Annotated in this window: 19 protein-coding genes; 15 read left to right on the top strand and 4 right to left on the bottom strand. The window is 37.5% G+C overall.

Translation table 11 applies throughout. The features are described from left to right. The first annotated feature begins 345 nt into the window (after positions 1-345). The 5 genes from N782_RS07225 (at position 346) to N782_RS07205 (ending at position 2,634) form a co-directional block, all read left to right on the top strand. Positions 346-624, top strand: coding sequence for a hypothetical protein (locus tag N782_RS07225; RefSeq protein WP_237458564.1), 279 nt, complete (start codon positions 346-348; stop codon positions 622-624). A 121-nt stretch (positions 625-745) separates the two neighbouring features. After that, positions 746-1,210: an NUDIX hydrolase gene (locus tag N782_RS07220; protein ID WP_036817931.1), complete on the top strand. Its 465-nt coding sequence runs from the start codon at positions 746-748 to the stop codon at positions 1,208-1,210. Between the two features lie 34 nt (positions 1,211-1,244). Continuing rightward, positions 1,245-1,880, top strand: a complete 636-nt coding sequence (locus tag N782_RS07215; RefSeq protein WP_036817929.1) for a hypothetical protein — start codon at positions 1,245-1,247, stop codon at positions 1,878-1,880. Between the two features lie 14 nt (positions 1,881-1,894). Continuing rightward, the gene (locus N782_RS07210) at positions 1,895-2,203 is read left to right on the top strand and encodes a hypothetical protein (protein WP_036817927.1); all 309 of its coding nucleotides are present in this window, start codon (positions 1,895-1,897) and stop codon (positions 2,201-2,203) included. Positions 2,204-2,358: 155 nt separating this feature from the next. After that, a complete protein-coding gene (locus N782_RS07205) occupies positions 2,359-2,634 on the top strand; it encodes a hypothetical protein (protein WP_052111219.1) in 276 nt (91 codons plus the stop codon). A gap of 295 nt (positions 2,635-2,929) precedes the next feature. On the opposite strand, the gene N782_RS07195 is transcribed toward N782_RS07205, so the two are convergent. Together N782_RS07195 and prli42 are read right to left on the bottom strand one after the other, a co-directional pair. Then, on the bottom strand, positions 2,930-4,450 hold the full coding sequence (locus N782_RS07195; protein WP_036817923.1) for an HD-GYP domain-containing protein: 1,521 nt from the start codon (positions 4,448-4,450) through the stop codon (positions 2,930-2,932). Between the two features lie 929 nt (positions 4,451-5,379). Further along, positions 5,380-5,535: a stressosome-associated protein Prli42 gene (gene prli42 / locus N782_RS07190; RefSeq protein WP_152600733.1), complete on the bottom strand. Its 156-nt coding sequence runs from the start codon at positions 5,533-5,535 to the stop codon at positions 5,380-5,382. 229 nt (positions 5,536-5,764) lie between these two features. On the opposite strand from prli42, the gene N782_RS07185 reads away from it, so the two are divergent. The 6 genes from N782_RS07185 (at position 5,765) to N782_RS07160 (ending at position 12,130) form a co-directional block, all read left to right on the top strand. Then, positions 5,765-7,417, top strand: coding sequence for an acyl-CoA mutase large subunit family protein (locus N782_RS07185; protein WP_036817919.1), 1,653 nt, complete (start codon positions 5,765-5,767; stop codon positions 7,415-7,417). Between the two features lie 18 nt (positions 7,418-7,435). After that, a complete protein-coding gene (mce, locus tag N782_RS07180) occupies positions 7,436-8,266 on the top strand; it encodes a methylmalonyl-CoA epimerase (protein ID WP_036817918.1) in 831 nt (276 codons plus the stop codon). 1 nt (position 8,267) lies between these two features. After that, a complete protein-coding gene (locus N782_RS07175) occupies positions 8,268-9,815 on the top strand; it encodes an acyl-CoA carboxylase subunit beta (RefSeq protein WP_036817916.1) in 1,548 nt (515 codons plus the stop codon). A 133-nt stretch (positions 9,816-9,948) separates the two neighbouring features. Beyond that, positions 9,949-11,076 (top strand): M20/M25/M40 family metallo-hydrolase, encoded by a 1,128-nt coding sequence (locus N782_RS07170; protein WP_036817914.1) that lies wholly within the window; start codon positions 9,949-9,951, stop codon positions 11,074-11,076. A 227-nt stretch (positions 11,077-11,303) separates the two neighbouring features. Beyond that, entirely contained in the window at positions 11,304-11,882 is a 579-nt protein-coding gene (locus N782_RS07165) for a hypothetical protein (RefSeq protein WP_052111218.1), read from the top strand. Between the two features lie 23 nt (positions 11,883-11,905). Continuing rightward, positions 11,906-12,130: a hypothetical protein gene (locus N782_RS07160; RefSeq protein ID WP_036817912.1), complete on the top strand. Its 225-nt coding sequence runs from the start codon at positions 11,906-11,908 to the stop codon at positions 12,128-12,130. A 612-nt stretch (positions 12,131-12,742) separates the two neighbouring features. Here N782_RS07160 and N782_RS07155 read toward each other — a convergent pair. Then, complete coding sequence (locus N782_RS07155) at positions 12,743-13,387, bottom strand: DsbA family oxidoreductase (RefSeq protein WP_036817906.1); 645 nt, start codon at positions 13,385-13,387, stop codon at positions 12,743-12,745. 165 nt (positions 13,388-13,552) lie between these two features. Between N782_RS07155 and N782_RS07150 the strand changes: the two genes are divergently transcribed. The 4 genes from N782_RS07150 to N782_RS07135 all read left to right on the top strand — a co-directional run bounded on the left by N782_RS07150 (position 13,553) and on the right by N782_RS07135 (position 18,744). Continuing rightward, a complete protein-coding gene (locus N782_RS07150; RefSeq protein ID WP_036817904.1) occupies positions 13,553-14,803 on the top strand; it encodes a DNA polymerase IV in 1,251 nt (416 codons plus the stop codon). Between the two features lie 196 nt (positions 14,804-14,999). Continuing rightward, a complete protein-coding gene (locus tag N782_RS07145; RefSeq protein WP_036817902.1) occupies positions 15,000-15,701 on the top strand; it encodes an ABC transporter ATP-binding protein in 702 nt (233 codons plus the stop codon). Then, the gene (locus N782_RS07140) at positions 15,698-17,971 is read left to right on the top strand and encodes an ABC transporter permease (protein ID WP_036817900.1); all 2,274 of its coding nucleotides are present in this window, start codon (positions 15,698-15,700) and stop codon (positions 17,969-17,971) included. The genes N782_RS07145 and N782_RS07140 overlap by 4 nt, the downstream gene beginning before the upstream one ends. A gap of 134 nt (positions 17,972-18,105) precedes the next feature. Then, positions 18,106-18,744, top strand: coding sequence for a GNAT family N-acetyltransferase (locus N782_RS07135; protein WP_036817898.1), 639 nt, complete (start codon positions 18,106-18,108; stop codon positions 18,742-18,744). A 332-nt stretch (positions 18,745-19,076) separates the two neighbouring features. On the opposite strand, the gene N782_RS07130 is transcribed toward N782_RS07135, so the two are convergent. Then, positions 19,077-20,057 (bottom strand): homoserine dehydrogenase, encoded by a 981-nt coding sequence (locus N782_RS07130; protein ID WP_052111217.1) that lies wholly within the window; start codon positions 20,055-20,057, stop codon positions 19,077-19,079. Between the last annotated feature and the right edge of the window lie 33 nt (positions 20,058-20,090).

Genomic DNA, 20,090 nt, shown 5'->3' with positions numbered 1-20,090 from the left:
TGGGAAATTGTTTTCCATTTAATGGTCTTATAGCTTTATGACATTGCCCCTGAGGGTGCTTTTCCCGAAGGTAGCTTGCCAGCTCGCCCGCAGGACGCGAGCTGTTTCCCACCCATCCTAACCCTCAATAAGCATCGGACCCACGCCCTAACCCAAATTATCTCGAAACCAAGTCTTCCAGATTATGCTTCTTATCTTGAATAAGGTTATTTTAATTAGTTGATCCTAAAATCAACACCAAACTTTAACACAGCCTTTTACATAGCAGTAAGCATATTTGTTAAGATGAAGAAGAAAGAGAAAAGTTGTCAGTTTTTCTACAAAAGTTAGGAGGTCATGTTGACGTTGCTTATTAAGTCACAACCATACAAGAAAATGACTAGAATGATAAAAGACAATCAACAACAATATTTTGAAACAGAGGAATGGATTGAATTATACGATACTGTGATCTCCACTAATACGAACCAATTCAAACTAGAACATGTACACGATATGTCTTATAAACCGTTATCAGATCGGTATGGTTTTTTGTACCTCCATACGAATCAAGGAGTATTTTCTTATAATGTTGCTGTATCACCAAGTGATTTTATAGAAGCATTTAAACAACTAAAAGAATAGATTTAGAAATATGTAGTAATGACAGATTCATCGAATGAATGGATGAATCTGTCTTTTTTTTTTGCAGGTATTCCTGCATATACTCACGAAGCTTGTAGTATATGGAAATGGAGGTACATAGATGAGTTATATTGATGAAATGAGAAAATATATCGGACATGAAACCTTGGTTACGATTGGGTGTGGAGTACTTATCGAAGACCAAGGAAGCGTGTTATTGCAACGACGAACAGATGATGGATTTTGGGGAATTCCAGGTGGCATGATGGAGGTTGGAGAAACGTTTGAAGAAACGGCTAGGCGAGAGACATTGGAAGAGACAGGAATAGAGGTCTATAACCTGGATCTATTTGGACTTTATTCAGGAGAAAATTGCTTAGTAGAGTATTCAAATAAAGATAAAGTATTTAGTGTACAAGTGATTTTTAAAACATCCAGTTTTGAAGGTGAGCTTTATAATAATGGGGATGAAAGCATAGAACAAAGGTATTTTAGCAAAGAAGAACTTCCCATCCACTTAAACCCTACCCAAGCTCCATTTATAAAGGATTGGAAAAATGGGTGTAAGCAACCTGTAATTAAATAAATAGAAAGTTATAGAGAAGAAAGGAGGATGGAAGATGCGTCATTGTACAGTAGGATTCCTTATTTTAGTGATTTCTACTATTTTGATAGGGTGTGAGGATTCTTCTGAACAAGTCAGTGCCTCATTAGAAAAGAAGATAGAACAAAAAGAATCTATAATTGAAAATGTCAAAAAAGAAGTAGAACAGCTACAAAAAGAACTACAATCCAAAAACCAAGACGTATTAGATTTAGAAGAAAAACAAGAACATACGGAAGAGTTATTACATAAATCTTTATCTTACTTAAATGAAAACCAACAACAAAAACTAGCCAATTCACAATATAAGTACACTTTAGAAGTAAACGATAACCCAGTCCCTAAGGATGGAAGCCTAGAGATTAAGAAAGAACAGATAAAAGTTTCCCTTATACAAAGAACTCCCAATCATCATGTGTTGCCAACTGAAATTAGTCGTAAAGGAAGAATAAGCGAGGATTATTATACACACATAAAAGAAATAGCTCCTGCTCCTGAAAAGACTTTTTTCACAGATGGAACCATAGTAACTGGAATTCATCATCAATTTAATAAAAGTAACCTACAATCGAATATAACTTTTTCGATAACGAGAGAGTTAAAAAAACGGTTAGGTTTACATACAACCTCTATCCAAGTGAAGGTGAAATAATGTGGAGGGATTCCATGAGTATTGACGCAGAAGTAGCTAATCAAATCTATCGTATGAGAGAATTACATGAAGATTTCTCAAAAGGGAATTATCAAGAAATCAATGAGTATTATTCTAAGGATTTTCAAGGGTATCTATATATGCCTGATGAGGACCAAGTTGAATTATTTAATGCAAGTCAGATTAAAGAAGGGAATCAAAATGCTGCTTCTCATTATGAAGGTAAAGACATTCGGTTTGTGTATTCCGGATTAACCATCATCCCTCAATCCGATAGTCAATGGAGAATGATTAGGTGGTATGAAGAGAAAAGCGCATTGTAGGTATAGTGCTTAATATGATTTTGAGGTGGTAGTCGTGACTAAAATGATTAAGAGTCTTCTATGGGTGATAGGAATCATCATCTTTATTAATATTATATTAATGATTGTTGGGATAATTGGTTTGCTAAATCCTTAACATTGTAGGGTGTAACAAAGTGTTTTATCGAAGAAAGTTCTACAAAATGAAAAAAGAGTTTGTAGAGAGACTTAATGGGCGCGGTTGGTGGATGAAGGAACTTGATGAAGATACAGTAGAAATTTTTGCGATATGGGAATATGATTCTTATGAGAAAATCGAAGCTAATGTAAGAAGTGATGATGATCATCTGAAAAATGTTCAGGACTGGTATCGTAAAAATGGTGGTAAAGAGTATATTGGTAAGTACTACATAAAAGAAGTAAAGAATGAGTACATTGATTCAATCATTTAGTAAATAGAAGTAGTGAAAGAAGGTAGTGTTAGATATGTTTACATTAGAGAAATACAATTTCATATATAATCTAATTATGTGGACGATTCTATATATCGTTCTTTTTCACTATGATAAGGTTCCCACTGATCACCAATTATGGTTACAAGTAGGCTTTATACTCCTATTTGGTGCTACCTTAATAAGACAAGGATTTAAGGTCTATAAAGAGAAAGAAAATAAAACTAATAATAAGAATACCTAGTGAAAAGCTCAGGTTTGGCTTATCACTTGGTATATTCCTTTTAAGAAATGATTATGGAACTTGTGAATAAGAAGAAACCGCCTCTGTTTCTTCACGCCTCATGATTCTTAAAAATAATTCAGCATAATAAGGATCCCACTGGCTGCCTTTACCATCTTCAATGATAGATAGTGCTTTTTCGAATGGCATACCTTTTCGGTAAGGGCGATCAGACGTCATGGCATCAAAGGCATCTGCTACAGCCATCAATCGACCAAACTTTGGAATATCATAACCACTTAAACCTTCAGGATATCCTTTTCCGTCAAAACGCTCATGATGATATTTCACACCAGGTAAAAGAGGCTGAAGCTCTTCTGGTAAATCAACTTGCTCAAGAATGTTAGCTCCCATTACAGGGTGTTGCTTTATAAGTTCGAATTCCTCATCCGTTAACTTGCCATCTTTCAATAAAACGTTATCTCGAACGCCTATCTTACCAATGTCATGAAGAAGAGCTGATTTTCGTAGTAAATCCACTTCCTCATTAGGTAATCCAGCTTCGTTTGCAATTTTTATGGAGTATTCTGCAACACGTTTAGAGTGTCCGGCTGTATATGCATCTCTTGCATCCAAGGTTGCAGCAAATACAGTGAAGAAACTTTCTAATAACTGTTCATTTCGCTCATCTCGATCCTGTATGCCTGAAACCATATGGTTAAAGCCAGAAACAAGATAGGCGAATTCATCTGAATATGTATTTTCCATCTGTTTAAGGTCACCCATGTACACATTTTCGAATCTCGTTTGTAAGGATTGAATTGGTTCCTCTATGCTTTTGTATAATAGGATAGACCCACAAAGCGAAAGACCGAATATAACGAGCACGATAAGGGAAGCCCAGTTCCAATAGCTTGATAACGTAGTCGTATTGCTTTCTGTAAGGCGAATTTGGGCTGCAAGAATAAATAATAAGACAGGAAATACAGAAGTAAACAGTGCGCTAACTAATAATTTCCGTTGGATGCTCAAGTGGTATTTTCCCTCAATGGTCAAGGGACTTGAGTTTAGTCTCAATGCTTTCTTTGAAATATCTTGAATTATATCTTGCGCTGAACGATACGTTAGAAAGAATTCAATCAACGCGTGCATCACAGCGATGAGAATCGCTCCTCCCCAGGCTAACCCAATATAATAATAAGGTAAGTTTAAGATTCCACTAGCTATAAGAATCACTGACAGGATAGAAGCAGGTAAGGAAAGACCAAATAAATGAGGCCCTAATATACGCTTAACAGTAAGCAGTGGAAATCGATGTGCTGTTAAAAAGGCATGTTCTAATTCTTCCATTGTTGGAGAATTTGATTGATAGATGGACTTAACCGGCTTTATATGCTTTGAATACATAAGAAATTCACTTGCTAGCATAATCATTCCTGAAACAATCATGATAAAAAGTAGGTAAAGCATTTCAGAAGAGGAAAGAGATAGAGTATGAAAGATAAAAACACTGCCTACCCCAAACACAGCAATCATGGAACCAATAATATAATTAAGTAAGATTCGTTTTTGAAATAAGGAAAAAGGACTCACGAAATACCCCCGAATCGTTTCAAAGCTATGAGTAAATTATACCAGAGATTGCTAAATTATAGAGAGATTGTTGTGAATTTATTTTCTAGAGAAGATAACACAGTTAGTTTCTGTAGTTAATGTTGTAATTACCGAATAATTATGGTGTTGCACCCTATGCTTCCATTATATTTTTAAAAAAATGGCTGTGTTAAAGTTTGGTGTTGATATAATAGTTTTATGTTCCTCCATAATAGCACCATACTCTTGAATAACTGGTGAGGCTGGACCCGTTACGTTTGTGAGGAAGGGGCTGCGGTTAAATGGTTCGCTTTCCGCGGAGGAACATGCAAGCCTCCTCGTTCGGCTACGCCTCTCTGTGGGGTCTCGCATTGTCCCTTCTTCTGCAGGAGTCTCACCATTACCCTCCGCTCATCGGTATGAGGGATAACGGATACATCGTAGTTATTGCTAGGTTGAGTATAATGGTGTTAACAGATTGGTCAATCTGTTTATAATCCTAAATTCCTTGATATCAAAGGGGTTTAATCATGTTTACCACCTTGAATATATAAGTTAATAGTGTTGAAACTTTCCCCTTAATCCAATTAAAAGCCAAATACCTTCCTAGATAAGCACTCCAATACATGGCGTTGAATCGTTGGGAATTTGCGAGACTCCTGCGGAAAAACGATCGTGTGAAGACCCCGGAGAGAGGCGAATGCCGAACGAGGAGGCTTCACCGATTGTCCGCGGAAAGCGAGTGAATTCCCAACGATTCAACCACTCAGCACCAAAAATTCATATTCCAGATTATGCTCCTTATCATGACTAAAACTATTTAGATTAGTTGATTCCAATATCAACACCAAACTTTAACATAGCCAAAAAAAATAAGACCTTGAGATACTACATCTCAAGGTCTTATTTCTGTCATCAATAAGCGCTTTTTATAAAAACATAGAAGCTCCAGCAAGCAATGATGTTAGCAACATAGAAATGATCATCAAATAGATGATAAACTTTTGTCGCTTTTCACGCTTGGATGGCTTTCGTGGAGCGTCACTATTTTGTGGTTGATTTTTTTTAGCTGTTTTTGATGCCACGGATACATCCTCCTTCACCCGATGTGCTAACGCTATTTTAACTTGATTTGCTAAAAAGAACAAGCTTATCTTTCTCCTAAGTTATTAAATTAATATCTTATGATAATTTTTAACAAAATAAGGTTCATTTCATGATAAAATAAAATTGTCGAAAAAATGAAAGGGTTTTCTTACTCTGTTGTTGAATAATATTCGATTAGAGTAGAAATTACATAAGGGGGAAGATCGAATGAGTTCATCCTTTCGAAACCAACAAGAACAATGGAAAAAAGAAGCAGAAAAAGTAACAGAGCGCTTTCCAGAGCGTAAAGAAACGTTTGAAACTAGCTCTCATATTGAAATAGATCGTTTATATACTCCAGATCAAGTAGATGAAGAATATGTCGAAAAATTAGGATTTCCAGGTCAGTATCCTTATACACGTGGTATCCAGCCAACTATGTTCCGAAGCAGGTATTGGACAATGCGCCAGTATGCAGGTTTTGGATCAGCTAAAGAAACCAATGAACGGTTTCGTTATCTATTAGACCAGGGGCAAACAGGTCTATCGGTGGCATTTGACCTACCTACGCAAATTGGCTATGACTCTGATGATTCTATGTCTGAAGGGGAAGTGGGCAAGGTAGGTGTAGCCATTGATTCCTTGGCTGATATGGAAACCCTGTTCGATCAAATTCCCTTAGACAAAGTGAGTACCTCCATGACGATAAACGCACCAGCATCTGTACTACTGTGTATGTATATTGCAGTAGGAGAGAAGCAAGGTGTATCCAAAGAGAAACTAACAGGGACCATTCAGAATGATATCTTAAAAGAATATATTGCTAGAGGGACGTACATTTTTCCACCTAAACCTTCTATGAGAATTATTACTGATATATTTGGTTACTGTCATGAGAATTTACCTCGATTCAATACAATCAGTATTTCTGGCTATCATATTCGAGAAGCCGGGTCTACAGCTGTTCAAGAAGTAGCTTTTACCATCGCAAATGGCATGGCTTATGTGGATGCAGCCATTGAATCAGGCCTTGATGTGGATCAGTTTGCACCTCGATTAGCATTTTTCTTTAATGCTCATAATCAATTTTTTGAAGAGGCAGCGAAATTTAGAGCAGCCCGTAGAATTTGGGCTAAAATTATGAAAGAGCACTATAAAGCCGAAAATCCAAAAAGTTGGAAGCTACGTTTCCATACACAAACGGGAGGTTCAACTCTAACAGCCCAACAACCAGATAACAACATTGTTCGAGTAGCACTACAGGCATTATCAGCTGTTATGGGAGGTACACAAAGTCTTCATACAAACTCTAGAGACGAAGCTTTGGCATTACCGACTGAAGAGTCTGCTCGTATAGCATTACGGACCCAACAGATTATTGCTAACGAGAGTGGTGTAGCAGATACAGTAGATCCACTAGGTGGCTCCTATTATGTAGAACACTTAACAGACAAAATTGAGGAAGAAGTGAACTCCTACCTTGAACAAATAAGAGATATTGGTGGAGCGGTTCAAGCAGTAGAAGAAGGTTTTATGCAACGGGAGATTCATCATGCAGCCTATGAAGCGCAGAAGAATATGGAAAAAGGCGAAGATATTATTGTAGGACTCAACCAGTATCAAATCGATGAAGAGGTTCATGCGGAACTTTTACGAGTGGATGAAGAATTGGAAAAACAACAAGTGGAGAAGACTCAATCGATTAGAGAGAATCGAGATCAGCTAGCTGTTGAACAAGCGCTCAGTCAAATTAAACAGGCTGCTCAACATTCAGATATAAACTTAATGCCGCTTATCTTGGATGCTGTTAAAGCCTATGCCACGGTAGGAGAAATTTGCAACGTGTTACGTAAGGAATATGGCGAATATACAGGAATGTAATGAAGGAGGACAAGTAATATGGCAGATCGTACAATTCGAGTACTCATTGCAAAACCGGGACTAGATGGACATGATCGGGGAGCCCTTGTCATTGCTCAGGCACTTCGAGACCATGGTATGGAAGTCATTTATACAGGATTACGTCAATCTGCAGAACAAATCGTTCAAGCAGCCATTCAAGAAGATGTGGATGTCATTGGACTTTCTTCCTTATCAGGTGCCCATCGATCTTTATTTCCAAAAATAGTCGAAGTTCTTGCCAAAAATGAAGCAGAGGATATTCCAGTCATTGGCGGAGGGGTTATTCCTTACGAGGATATCCCATTCTTAGAAGAAAAAGGAGTCAATAAAATCTTTACACCAGGTACTCCTACTGAAGAAATTGCGAAATATATTCAACGCTTGATACATCCTCAAGCAGAAACAAGTCTGAATCCACCTGAAAAAATAGCCCATATCGGAATTGCTGTCTCTAATATAGAGCACGCTTTGCCATTCTATACCAATACTTTAGGATTAAGGCTAACTGGAGTCGAAGAAGTACAAACTGAAGGGGTTAAGGTAGCATTCTTGAAGATTGGAGAGACGCAACTAGAGTTACTAGAGCCAATTAACGAAGATTCTCCTATAGCTAAATTTATTAACAAACGTGGCGAGGGCTTTCACCATATGGCATTAGAAGTTCAAGATATTAAAGAACGCTTACAGCAATATAAAGACCAAGGAATATCCTTATTAAATGAGGAACCTAAGCAGGGAGCCCACAATTCCCAAGTAGCATTTTTGCATCCAAAAGCAGCGAACGGAGTACTAATGGAATTATGTCAACATGAAAAGGAGGGTGAATAGAATGGATATCTTCGATAAGATCAATGAATTATATGATAAACGTCGCAAGGTAGAAATGGGTGGAGGCGACGAGAGGATAGAAAAGCAGCGAGAAAAAGGAAAAATGACAGCCAGAGAAAGAATTGACTATTTACTTGATGAAGGAACATTCGTTGAACTGAACCCATTTATGGAGCATAGGGGAACTGCATTTGGAATGGAAGGAAAAGAAGCTCCTGGAGAGGGGGTTGTAACTGGATTTGGTAAAATAGAAGGGCAGGATATTTATCTTTTTGCGCAAGATTTCACCGTTTTTGGTGGCGCCCTTGGGGAAATGCATGCCAAAAAGATTGCAGCAGCCATGGATCTGGCTTATAAGAATGGCACACCTTTTATCGGATTAAATGATTCAGGCGGAGCTCGTATTCAAGAAGGAGTATCTTCTTTAGATGGATATGGTCAAGTGTTCTATCGAAACTCCATATACTCCGGCGTTATTCCACAGATTTCTGTTATTATGGGTCCATGTGCAGGAGGAGCAGTTTATTCGCCTGCAATTACAGATTTTGTAATCATGGTTGAAGAAACGTCTCAAATGTTTATTACCGGACCAAAAGTAATTGAAACAGTTACTGGGGAAAAAATAAGCTCTGAAGATTTAGGTGGCGCTCATGTACATAACCATAAAAGTGGAAACGCTCATTTGAAAGCACCTACTGAAGAGGAGGCACTTGATAAAGTGCGTGACTTGGTACGCTACCTTCCTCCAAACAATGCAGCAAAACCTAAACAGATTGAAGTAGGGGATGAGGACCATTATCGTCCTGATCTTACAGATTTAATTCCTTTTGATCCTATTCGTCCGTATGATGTAAGAACCATTATTGATCAAGTTGTGGATGATGGGTCTTTCTTTGAAATTCATCCAGACTTTGCGAAGAATATCGTGGTTGGTTTTGGTAGATTAAAAGGAAAAACCATAGGCCTCGTATGTAACCAGCCTAAATATATGGCTGGTGGATTGGATATTGATTCCTCTGATAAAGCTTCCCGCTTTATACGCTTTTGCGATTCCTTTAACATACCTCTAGTTACGTTCGAAGATGTTACTGGATTCTTCCCAGGCATTAAACAGGAACATGGAGGGATCATTCGACATGGAGCTAAGATTCTCTATGCCTATTCCGAAGCAACGGTACCTAAAATAACGGTCATTACTCGTAAAGCATACGGTGGAGCTTATGTTGCGTTAAACAGTAAGTCCATTGGAGCGGATCTAGTCTATGCTTGGCCAAATGCGGAAATTGCTGTTATGGGGCCAGACGGGGCAGCTAATATTATTTACGCTAAAGAAATTCATGAAAGTGAGAATCCAGAAACGACTCGTCAGGAAAAGATAAATGAGTACCGGGAGCGATTTGCAAACCCATATGTTGCGGCTGGGTTAGGGATGGTGGACGATGTAATTGATCCACGAGAAACGAGAATATCTCTCATTCAAGCACTTGATATGTTAAAGAACAAGACTGAGGAACGTCCTAAAAAGAAACACGGTAACATTCCATTATAATAATTGGATAATTTGACACAGAGGGTGGCTTTCGCTAACGTACAGGTTATAGCCATCCTCTTTTTACAAAGGATTTTGGTGATTCAGTACGTAACGAAGGTATTAAAATTACATAGCTTTAGGAGGAATTAAAATGCCAAAGATTAACCGAGAACGACTGATAGAAGAATTCCTAGAACTCGTCCAAATTGATTCAGAAACTGGGGACGAAGCGAAAATTGCTGAAGTTTTAAAAGATAAATTTAGAAACCTAGGTCTGGATGTAACAGAAGATGATTCTAAAGAAGAAACTGGTCATGGTGCTGGAAACTTAATTTGTAATTTAAAAGGGCACCGTGCGGAGATAGATACAATCTATTTCACTTCGCACATGGATACGGTTGTCCCTGGTAACGGCGTAAAGCCATCTATTGAAGATGGGTATGTTGTTACCGATGGAACGACGATCCTAGGAGCTGACGATAAAGCAGGTTTGGCAGCTATACTAGAATCTATTCGCACATTACAAGAAAATCATATTGAACATGGAGACATCCAATTTATTATTACAGTAGGGGAAGAGTCTGGCTTAAGAGGTGCTAAAGCTTTGAAGCCTGAGTATGTCAAAGCAAAATACGGATATGCAATTGATAGTGATGGGAAAGTGGGCAATATTATTGTGGCTGCTCCTACGCAAGCTAAATTAAACGTAGTTGTGAAAGGTAAGACAGCACACGCGGGAGTAGCACCTGAAAAAGGAGTATCTGCCATTACCATTGCTGCAAGAGCTGTTGCCAAGATGCCTTTAGGTCGCATTGATGACGAAACTACAGCAAATATTGGTCGTTTTGAAGGCGGACAAAAAACGAATATCGTATGCGATCATGTAGAAATTTTAGCAGAGGCTCGTTCCCTAATACCTGAAAAGATGCACGAGCAGGTGGAAAAGATGAGACAAGCACTTGAGGAAACTGCTGAAGAAATGGGTGGAAGTGTAGAAATTGATGTTGATATTATGTACCCAGGCTTCAAGCATGAAGAGGGCGATCAAGTGGTAGAGGTGGCTAGAAGAGCTGCACAAAAAATTGGACGAACGAGTGAACTGCTACAAAGCGGTGGTGGTAGTGACGCCAATATTATTGCGGGATTCAATATCCCAACTGTAAACCTTTCAGTAGGATATGAGGAGATTCACACGACGAACGAACGCATACCTCTTGATGAATTAGAGAAAACGGCAGAAATGGTTACAGCTATTATTGAAGAAGCGGCAGCAGAATAAACATAAGGCTAGCTTGATGAATATTCAAGCTAGCTTTTTTATGCACTCAAATTTATGTTTATAACTATTTATGCAGTCTCAAGGTCCCAACATACGTTCGTGAACCTGTCTATGTCCCTAGTTATTGGAAAAATAAGCTAATACTATTTATTCAAATCACGTGGAATATATTGAAAATTCTAACAAATATAGTATTCTATAAGTAATATAATGTGAAGGGTGATGATATGGAAGATTTTAAAACGCTCGTAGAACTCTGGGAAATATATAAGGTGGCGATATTGGTTAGTTTGGTTGGGGCTTTGATTGGGCATTACAAACGGAATTCGTGCATTTTACTTCCGATTGTAAGCATTGACTATAAGTTTAAAGACTTTAAAAGGTTGAAACGAAAATCTTATTCAACTTTTAAAAAGGGTCTTATGGGCTTACTAATCACTTTGAAAGCCTTTGTTTACTTTGTTTTGTACCTGGTTGGTATTCGTTTTGGAGATAACAAAGATACCGATCCCATTCTTTTTGAATTAGGTGTAATTGGAGATTTAATCATTGGAATAGGTGCTGGTGTGATTGCCCAAAGCACAATCATAATGTCGGGCGCACATGATCAGTTGTCTGTAGTGGTTACAGCTTTATTGGCTGGTTTTGCAGGTCTATCCTATATACAGAAATTTCAGAAAGAATCATTAGATCATGCAGGTATTGAATACAGAGCGAAACTTGCTCAGGCTGAAGAGTATGCTGTACAAATAAAAAAAGAAAGCTCTTCAAATCAAGAAGTGGCAGCAACACGAGAAAAAATCTAATACGCTAAAGGAAGAGGTTTTCTATGAACGTACGTTTAACTTCAAAAGAGAAATGGCAATTAGAACAATTATTAGATATATTAAATAACCCATACGAATCAATCGCCAAGCGCAGGCTGGCCAAAACCAAATTTGATGTTATCTATCATCGCGCTGTAGAAAGAAGTGCAGATGAAGAAAATATAGAAATAGAAAAGAATAATATGGCCGTTTGCATGTATGAAGGGGAAAGAAATCCTTCCAATTAGAAATTGTTCGTTCAACTGGAACAGTTACAGAATTGGGAGGATTTTTTTGTCTTATATGATTTGGATTCGATATTACTTGGAGTGGTCCGATGCGTAAAAAGAGCAAGGTTGGGTGGGAAGCAACTTGCCCTACACGACGTAAGGTAGTTCAACGTTGTCAATCGATGTGACGGTCTTAGTTGAACCTCCCCTAAATCATTAGTATCACCAACCTCTTTCTCACGGGGGAGTCTTGCAAGCCTGCCGAAGTGTTGTTATCGGAATCGCCACTAGGTAGGAAACTTTTTTCGACGGACATATAATCTCTTATTTACTGTAAAAACCGTCTTTTGGAGAGGCAAACGGACATACAGTTCCTTATTTGTGAAAAAACACACTTCATTAAGGTGATTTTGGCTAAATAGCGAACTGAATGTCCGTTACGAATGGAAAATACCCTTCAAATCGAAGAATAAGAGACTATATGTCCGCTAGCATAGCATCACCTTGTGTCCTATACCATTCCTCGCTTCGTGAATAGCCTCATTCAGAAAACGCCCCACTCTAATCGGGCCATGTTTCCTTTCTTTAATTAACCGAAGTCTTCAACATAGTCGTACCAAAAGTATATTGCTAACACCCCTCTGGTCCGCATGATAGATTATTTTGTGGTTTTTCCAGTTCATCTTTTTCGTGTTGTGCATCAATCATTCTCTGTAACTGGGAAACGGGTTGTGCTCCTACTGTTTGATAATCACCATATACGTAAGTAGGCACTCCAGTAATTCCAGCTTGATGTGCTTCTCGAATGGAAGACTTTAATTTTGCTAGATAGGTTTCGCTATAAATAGCCTCTGTAAATTCTTTTTCTGGCAGTCCAATGTCTTCTGCGATAGCTACTAAGATGTCGTCTTTACTAATATCTCTACCTTCTACCCAATAGGCTTTAAATACTTCCTCATGATACGCTGAGCCTTTCCCTTGTTCATTAGCATACTCAAAGCCTAGTAGCGCTTTACGAGAATCACTCGTAACATCTGTAAGAACTTCAGGCTTCATGTTGATATCAAACTTTTCTGCTAGCATTTTGACATTTTCATACGCTTGCTTCATATATGTCTGGTTAGGATCTGGTTGACCCTCCGGATGTAATTCAAACTCTCTCCACTCTAATTCGATCTCTGGATATTGTACTTGGATACGTTCTGCATTAATCTTTCCGATATAGCAGAAATGACAAATAAAATCTGAATAGATAATTAATTTATGTGGAGACATAGAATTCTCCTTCAGTAATGTTAGATAAGCAATCATACTATACACTACGGAAAATAGTTCTATCAAAATCATTGCTCATATTCATTAAACAGCCGTTAGATTGAAAAGAAATGTATATGCTATAATACTATAAGGAACCTATGTTCGTTAGAAAGGGGGGAGTATATGTCGAAATGGTATCCCAAAAATGGTCGTGTGATCTTTCATGTGGATATGAATAGCTTCTATGCATCTGTTGAGAGTGCAAGAGATCCTGAATTAAAAGGGAAACCGCTTGCTATCGCAGGAAATCCTGAGGAGCGAAAAGGCATTGTGGTAACAAGTAGTTATGAAGCAAGAGCAAAAGGTGTAAAGACAACAATGCCCTTATGGGAAGCAAAGCGTTTATGTCCTGAATTAATAGTAATGCGCCCAAATTTTGAACGGTATCGGGAGGCTTCCCGTGAAATCTTTCAAATTCTTTCGACCATAACTCCCCTTGTACAACCAGTTTCCATTGATGAAGGTTATATGGATATAACAGATTGTGAAGAATTGGGGACCCCACTGGAAATCGCTAAACAAATCCAAGAGACGATTTTCGATCGATTAGAGTTACCTTGTAGTATCGGAATTGCACCTAATAAATTTTTAGCTAAGATGGCTTCTGATATGAAGAAACCGATGGGGATTACAGTGTTACGTAAAAGGGATCTTCCCTCTAAGCTTTGGCCTATGCCTGTTGGAGAAATGCATGGTATTGGAGAGAAAACAGCCGAAAAGCTACATTCTATTCAAATCTATACAATTGATGAACTTGCAAAGGCAGACGTTTTACAGTTAAAAGGTCTTCTAGGTATCAATGGGGAGCGTTTGCAAAAGCGTGCCAATGGTATAGACACTAGACTGGTGGACCCGGATGCTGTATCAGAATTTAAAAGTATTGGTAATTCACAAACATTGCCTCATGATACGACAGATGATATCGAGATCACAAAAATGCTCCGAAAATTATCGCAAAAAGTTGCAGATCGAATGGAGCGAAAGCAAGTGATATCTAGAAATATTCAAATCATGATAAGATACTCGGATCGTCGAACAATAACGAGGAGTAAACAACTCCAAGATTATATTGAAACGGTAGATGATATTTATCATGTGGCACAAAAATTATGGGAAGAGCATTGGAACCAAGAACCAATACGTCTATTAGGCGTCACTGCTCAGCACTTTATTGAGAAAAAAGAAGCTGGTATGCAATTGAATTTGTTCACATATGAGAATGAAGCTAAAAATGAAAAACTTTATTCAGCTATTGATCATTTAACGGAGAAATACGGCTCCAATCCTTTCAAAAAACTTACTAAGGAAGATAAGACAAATAGTACGCCTACTACAAGCTTTCAAAAAGATTTCTTAGACGATTATAAAAAATAACTTGGTGAATCGCTCCTCGCTTTCGAAGGAGCGATTTTTTATACTCCAAGATAGTTTTTATCTCAATTGATTTGAAATTTATACATTTATTCATTTCAAAAAATCGTTGTAAACGTAACATCCCTATAGTATTATGAGGTTAGAAATGAAATATATTATTAATGTTATTTCAAATCATTGAATTGGGGTTGAAAATATGAGTATTGAACTTACAGACGTCAATAAAATCTACAAAAGTGGTGAAGTGGAAGTTCATGCGCTTAAACAGGCTTCTATTGATATTCCAGATAAGCAAATAGTAGCTATTTTAGGTCCTTCTGGTTCGGGGAAATCAACGTTGTTAAATGTCATTGGAGGAATTGATCGTCATGATAGTGGCACAATTAAAATCGATGAAGATATGCTGGATAACATGACAGATAAAACGTTAACAGAGTACAGACGTCATACGTTAGGTTTCATATTTCAACAATACAATTTGATTCCAACGCTAACTGTTCAAGAAAATGTGGAAGTCGGAAGGCAGCTTAGTCAGAACCCATTGAACATGGATGACATTTTAGAAAAAGTGGGGATGTTGGATAAAAAAGATAAATTTCCATTTCAGTTGAGTGGTGGAGAGCAACAACGAGTAGCAATTGCCCGTGCACTTGTGAAAAATCCTCGGCTTTTGTTATGTGATGAACCTACAGGGGCCTTAGATGAGGAAACGGGGAAAAAGATTCTTAGTCTTTTGAAATATGTAAACGAAACGTTTGATACGACTGTTTGCATTATTACCCACAATAACGGTATTGGTGAAATGGCCCATAAGGTTATTCGCATGAAAAGTGGAGAAATTATTGAAGCTTATGAAAATGAAGCCCCATTAGATCCGGAAAAGGTGAGTTGGGTATGATACTTTGGAAAAGCATTATAAGGCATATGAAGGATAAGAAATTTCAGTACATTGGGGTTACATTACTATTAGTAATTTCTATTATGTTATATGTCTCTTTATCCATGGCGATATCTACCTTAGATAACCGAAATCAAGAATTCCAACAAACAAACAACCAAGAAGACTTTCATTTTATTGTGGCTAGCAGTATAGAAGATAATCAATTAAAGGATTGGGGAGAGCAATTCAACCTAACCTTAGAAAAAAGATTTTATACGGATGTAACGTACCAAGAAGATACCACATTACGATTGTTTTCCAAGTCAGATGCAGTTAACACACCTTATATCTCTGAAGGTGAGATGCCATCAGATGATAATGAAATAGCATTATCACCTGTATTTGCTAAAGCGCATAATATCTCGGTTGGAGATGATATGAATGTAAAGGGGCAAAGCATCACTGTAACCGGATTGGTTTACCTCCCAGATTATATTTATATTCTTGAACGAGAAAGCGATCTAATTAATGACCCTGAATCATTTGGTATTGGCATTGGTTCAAAGAGAGTCATTGAATCCATGGCTTCGAAGACGATAACCCAGATAGTAGGGGAAGGTGGAACGGAGGAAAGTATTTCTTCGTTGAAGGATGCTGTCACTAGTAATTACTCGCTTCTAAAATGGTTGAACGCGGATGACAATCCTCGAATTGAGTTTGTTGAATCGGAAATTCAAGGAGCAAGAGCAACGGTTACTACCTTGCCGCTATTTATACTTGTTTTATCGGTTATGATGGTTCTAATGATTATGAAGCGTCAAATCGAAATGCAACGTAAAGAAATTGGGACACTAATGGCGCTTGGATATCGAAAAAGTGAACTTCGTCGTCACTACATGCTTCATGCTGGATTCATTAGTTTAGTAGGGTCTCTATCTGGAATTATAATTGGAGCAGCACTATCGATACCAATAACAAACCTTTACTCGGAATACTATAATCTCCCAAGGGTTTCTTATTTTGATTGGGACATTCGTGTGCTGTTGATAGGTTTTATTGTGCCAAACGTTATATTATTACTTATGACATATCTTGTAATCAGAAAACCTTTAACACAGTCACCTCTAACATTATTAAGCCCGAAAGATATGTCTACCGGAAAGAAATCTTGGTTAGAAAAGATTCCATTTTTAGAAAAAGGTTCATTTATGACACGCTTCCGATTGAGATTACTAATTAGAAGTAAAGCAAGAGCTTTTTATATCTTACTTGGAATTATGTTCTCAACCATGTTATTAATCTTTGGTTTCATTTCTTATGGTGCTATGGGGAGTCTTGTTGATACGACATACAAAGATATTTATAAATACGATTATGCTGTACACTATAATACATTACAGCAAGAAGAAGTAGAAGAAGGGGCTAGTCCATTTACCGCCGGCGAAATAAATGTTAAGGAAGTAAATGGAGAAAGTTCGAAAGTCCTTGATCAGAAAGCAACAATCTATGGGATACAACCTGAAACAAATCAAGTTCAGTTGTTAAATGATGATGATAAAGTAGTAAATGTAAAGACCAAGAAAGGTTTTATCATTAGCCAGCCGCTTGCAACTGTTTTGGGGTTAAATAAAGGGGACCAACTTACAATAGGTAATGCCTACAATAACGAAACAATCACCAAACAGGTATCAGGGATTTCCAATGTATATATTGGTCATGCTATTTTTTATGAAAAATCTAATGTGAATGACTTTTTAGGGTACCCTAAAAAGGTTTATACGGCAAAATGGACAAATGAAGAGCCGGACCAGCAAGAGTCTATACTGTTTATGGAAGATAAAAAAGATATGATTGAAAACTTTGAATCTACATCATCTCTCATGAGGTATTCCATTTTTGGAATTTCAGCTTTTGCATTCTTTGTAGGTGTAATTGTATTAACCCTTATTACTAATCTAATTGTAGAAGAGAATTCACCTTCCATTTCGTTATTTAAAGTAATGGGTTATACAGATGAAGAAATATCCAAATTGGTTGTCAATATCTATACCCCCCTTGTCGTACTAGCTTATTTCCTATCAGTGCCTATAGGCGTGCTAGCAATTGACCAAATGATGGCCTCCTTAGTAGAGCAAACCGGATTTTCCTTACCGGTTAATCTAACCTGGCCAATGGTCGGTATAGGTTTTGGAATAATCATGGTTACCTATTATGTATCACTCTTCTTCTCAAGAAGAAAAGTGACAAAGGTATCCTTACAAGAAGCATTAAAAAAACAACAAGATTAAAAGGAAAACCAGCGTGGCATCCCAACCATGCTGGTTTTTTTTGTGCGTTTATAACCGCGCGCCCTTAGCTTTAGTTTATGACTTTTCAATAATCTGGATTATCGGCTAGACTAAAAGAAGGGAGGAGATAGTTTATGCAAATTAAAATAAGAGATGAAGAACCACAAGATTATAAAGTAGTTGAAGAAATTGCTAGAGAAGCATTTTGGAATTTATATTTTCCTGGATGTCATGAACATTATGTTATACACAAAATGAGAGAACATGAAGATTTTATTAAAGAACTTTCGTTTGTTATTGAAGTTGATGGTAAGGTAGTGGGTGGTATTTTCTATACTCATTCAAAGATAGTATCCGAAGATAATAAAGAATACAAAACAATTAGTTTTGGACCCGTTTTTATATCTCCTGAATATCATAGGCAAGGACTTGGGAGAAAGGTAATAACTCATTCTATTCAAGTAGCAAAGGATATGGGGTATCGTGCAATCATCACACTAGGATATCCATATCATTATGAGCCATATGGATTTCTAGGAGGGAAAAAATACAACATATCCATGCCTGATAAAAAGTTCTATAAAGGATTGTTGGTATTACCTCTTTATGAAGGCGCATTAGATAATATATCTGGGTATGTGATGTTCTCAGATGTACTAGAAGTTGCCGAAGATGAAGTAAATGAATTTGATCAATCATTTCCTCCAAAAGAAAAGAAGTTTCAAGAAAGTCAAAATGAATTTGAAAAAGCAGCATCTATGCTGGATGAATAATTTCGGTAGAATTCGAATGATCGAATTCAAGTTCTCTCTGAATTCCAGGCGCAAATCTAACATAAGATTTTGCGTCTTTTTATTGGATATATAGCTTGAAAATCTGGTACAAACCATCACGGGAAAGGTATCTGTTAAAAAGCATAAAATATGTGAATGAAGGTGATAAAAGTAAGTTGTTTATTTGAAGGTCTACATAGAAATACCTCTAGGTCGAAGTTCGACTTAAGCCTTTAACGTGTGACAACGTGGAACTCCCTACGTCGTATAGGAGAACAGAACGCAGGTTGTTCCACAGCCACTTTTATTCTACTTGAGCCTTTAATAAAGCTTTATATAAATTGCTTTTCTAGCTTGACTTCCTTATGAAACACATAGACTAGATCCTCAATAACGGCACTTGCGGTTGGTAGTTTGCCTGCGCCGGGACCTGTAAGTGTGAAAGTTCCCAGAATATCGGTGTGGACAGTAATGCCGTTGTTTACACCATCTACGCTATAGAGTGGATGTTCATCATTAATTTGCATTGGTTGTATGGATGCAGCCACTTCTCCATTACGCATTTCAACAGTTGCTATATGCTTGATTTTCTGTCCTCTTTGAGCCGCATGTTGTATCTGATCATTTGATATTTCTCTAATTCCTTCTCGATATACATACTCCCAATTTGGTTGTTGACCATAAACCAATTCACTTAAAATCATGGACTTATAAAATGCATCATGTCCATCTACATCATTACTTGGATTAGCTTCTGCATACCCCTTCTCTTGAGCTTGCTCTAAAGCATCTTCAAAAGAGGTGTGATTCATCGTCATTTCAGTGAGGATATAGTTTGACGTACCATTTAGTATAGCTTCCATCTTTTCAATTTGATTTACCTGTAACAATTGCTTGAGTGTCCGTAGAATAGGCGTACCAGAAGCTGTAGTAGCTTCATAACCTATATGAACTTGATTCTTGGTAGCTTTTTCTTTTAATTTTTTTCCATAACGAGCGAACATTGCTTTGTTGGCTGTGATGACATGAATTCCTTTTTCAATGGCTTGGGATAGGTACTCAAAAGCTGGGTGATCTCCAACTGTCGCTTCAATGATGACATCTACGTCTTTAGAAAGAATATCATGGTAATTTGTTGTAATTGGTATGTTGTTTGGAAGATTACGCTGTTTTGAAGAATCGTTCACGAGTACGCCTACGAGCTCTGTATCTGTTCCTAGCTTTTCGGATATATATTGGCCATGAGAAAGGAGTGTCTCATACACTCCTTGCCCAACTGTCCCTAGACCCAGAATGGCTATCTTAATAGTCATGCTTTTCCTCCTTGCTCTGCCTCATATCAAACG

It is taken from the genome of Pontibacillus yanchengensis Y32 (assembly GCF_000770635.1).
Lineage (GTDB): Bacteria > Bacillota > Bacilli > Bacillales > BH030062 > Pontibacillus > Pontibacillus yanchengensis.
The sequence above is the reverse complement of the archived record's forward strand: the minus strand, read 5'-3'. Positions and strand labels throughout refer to the sequence as shown.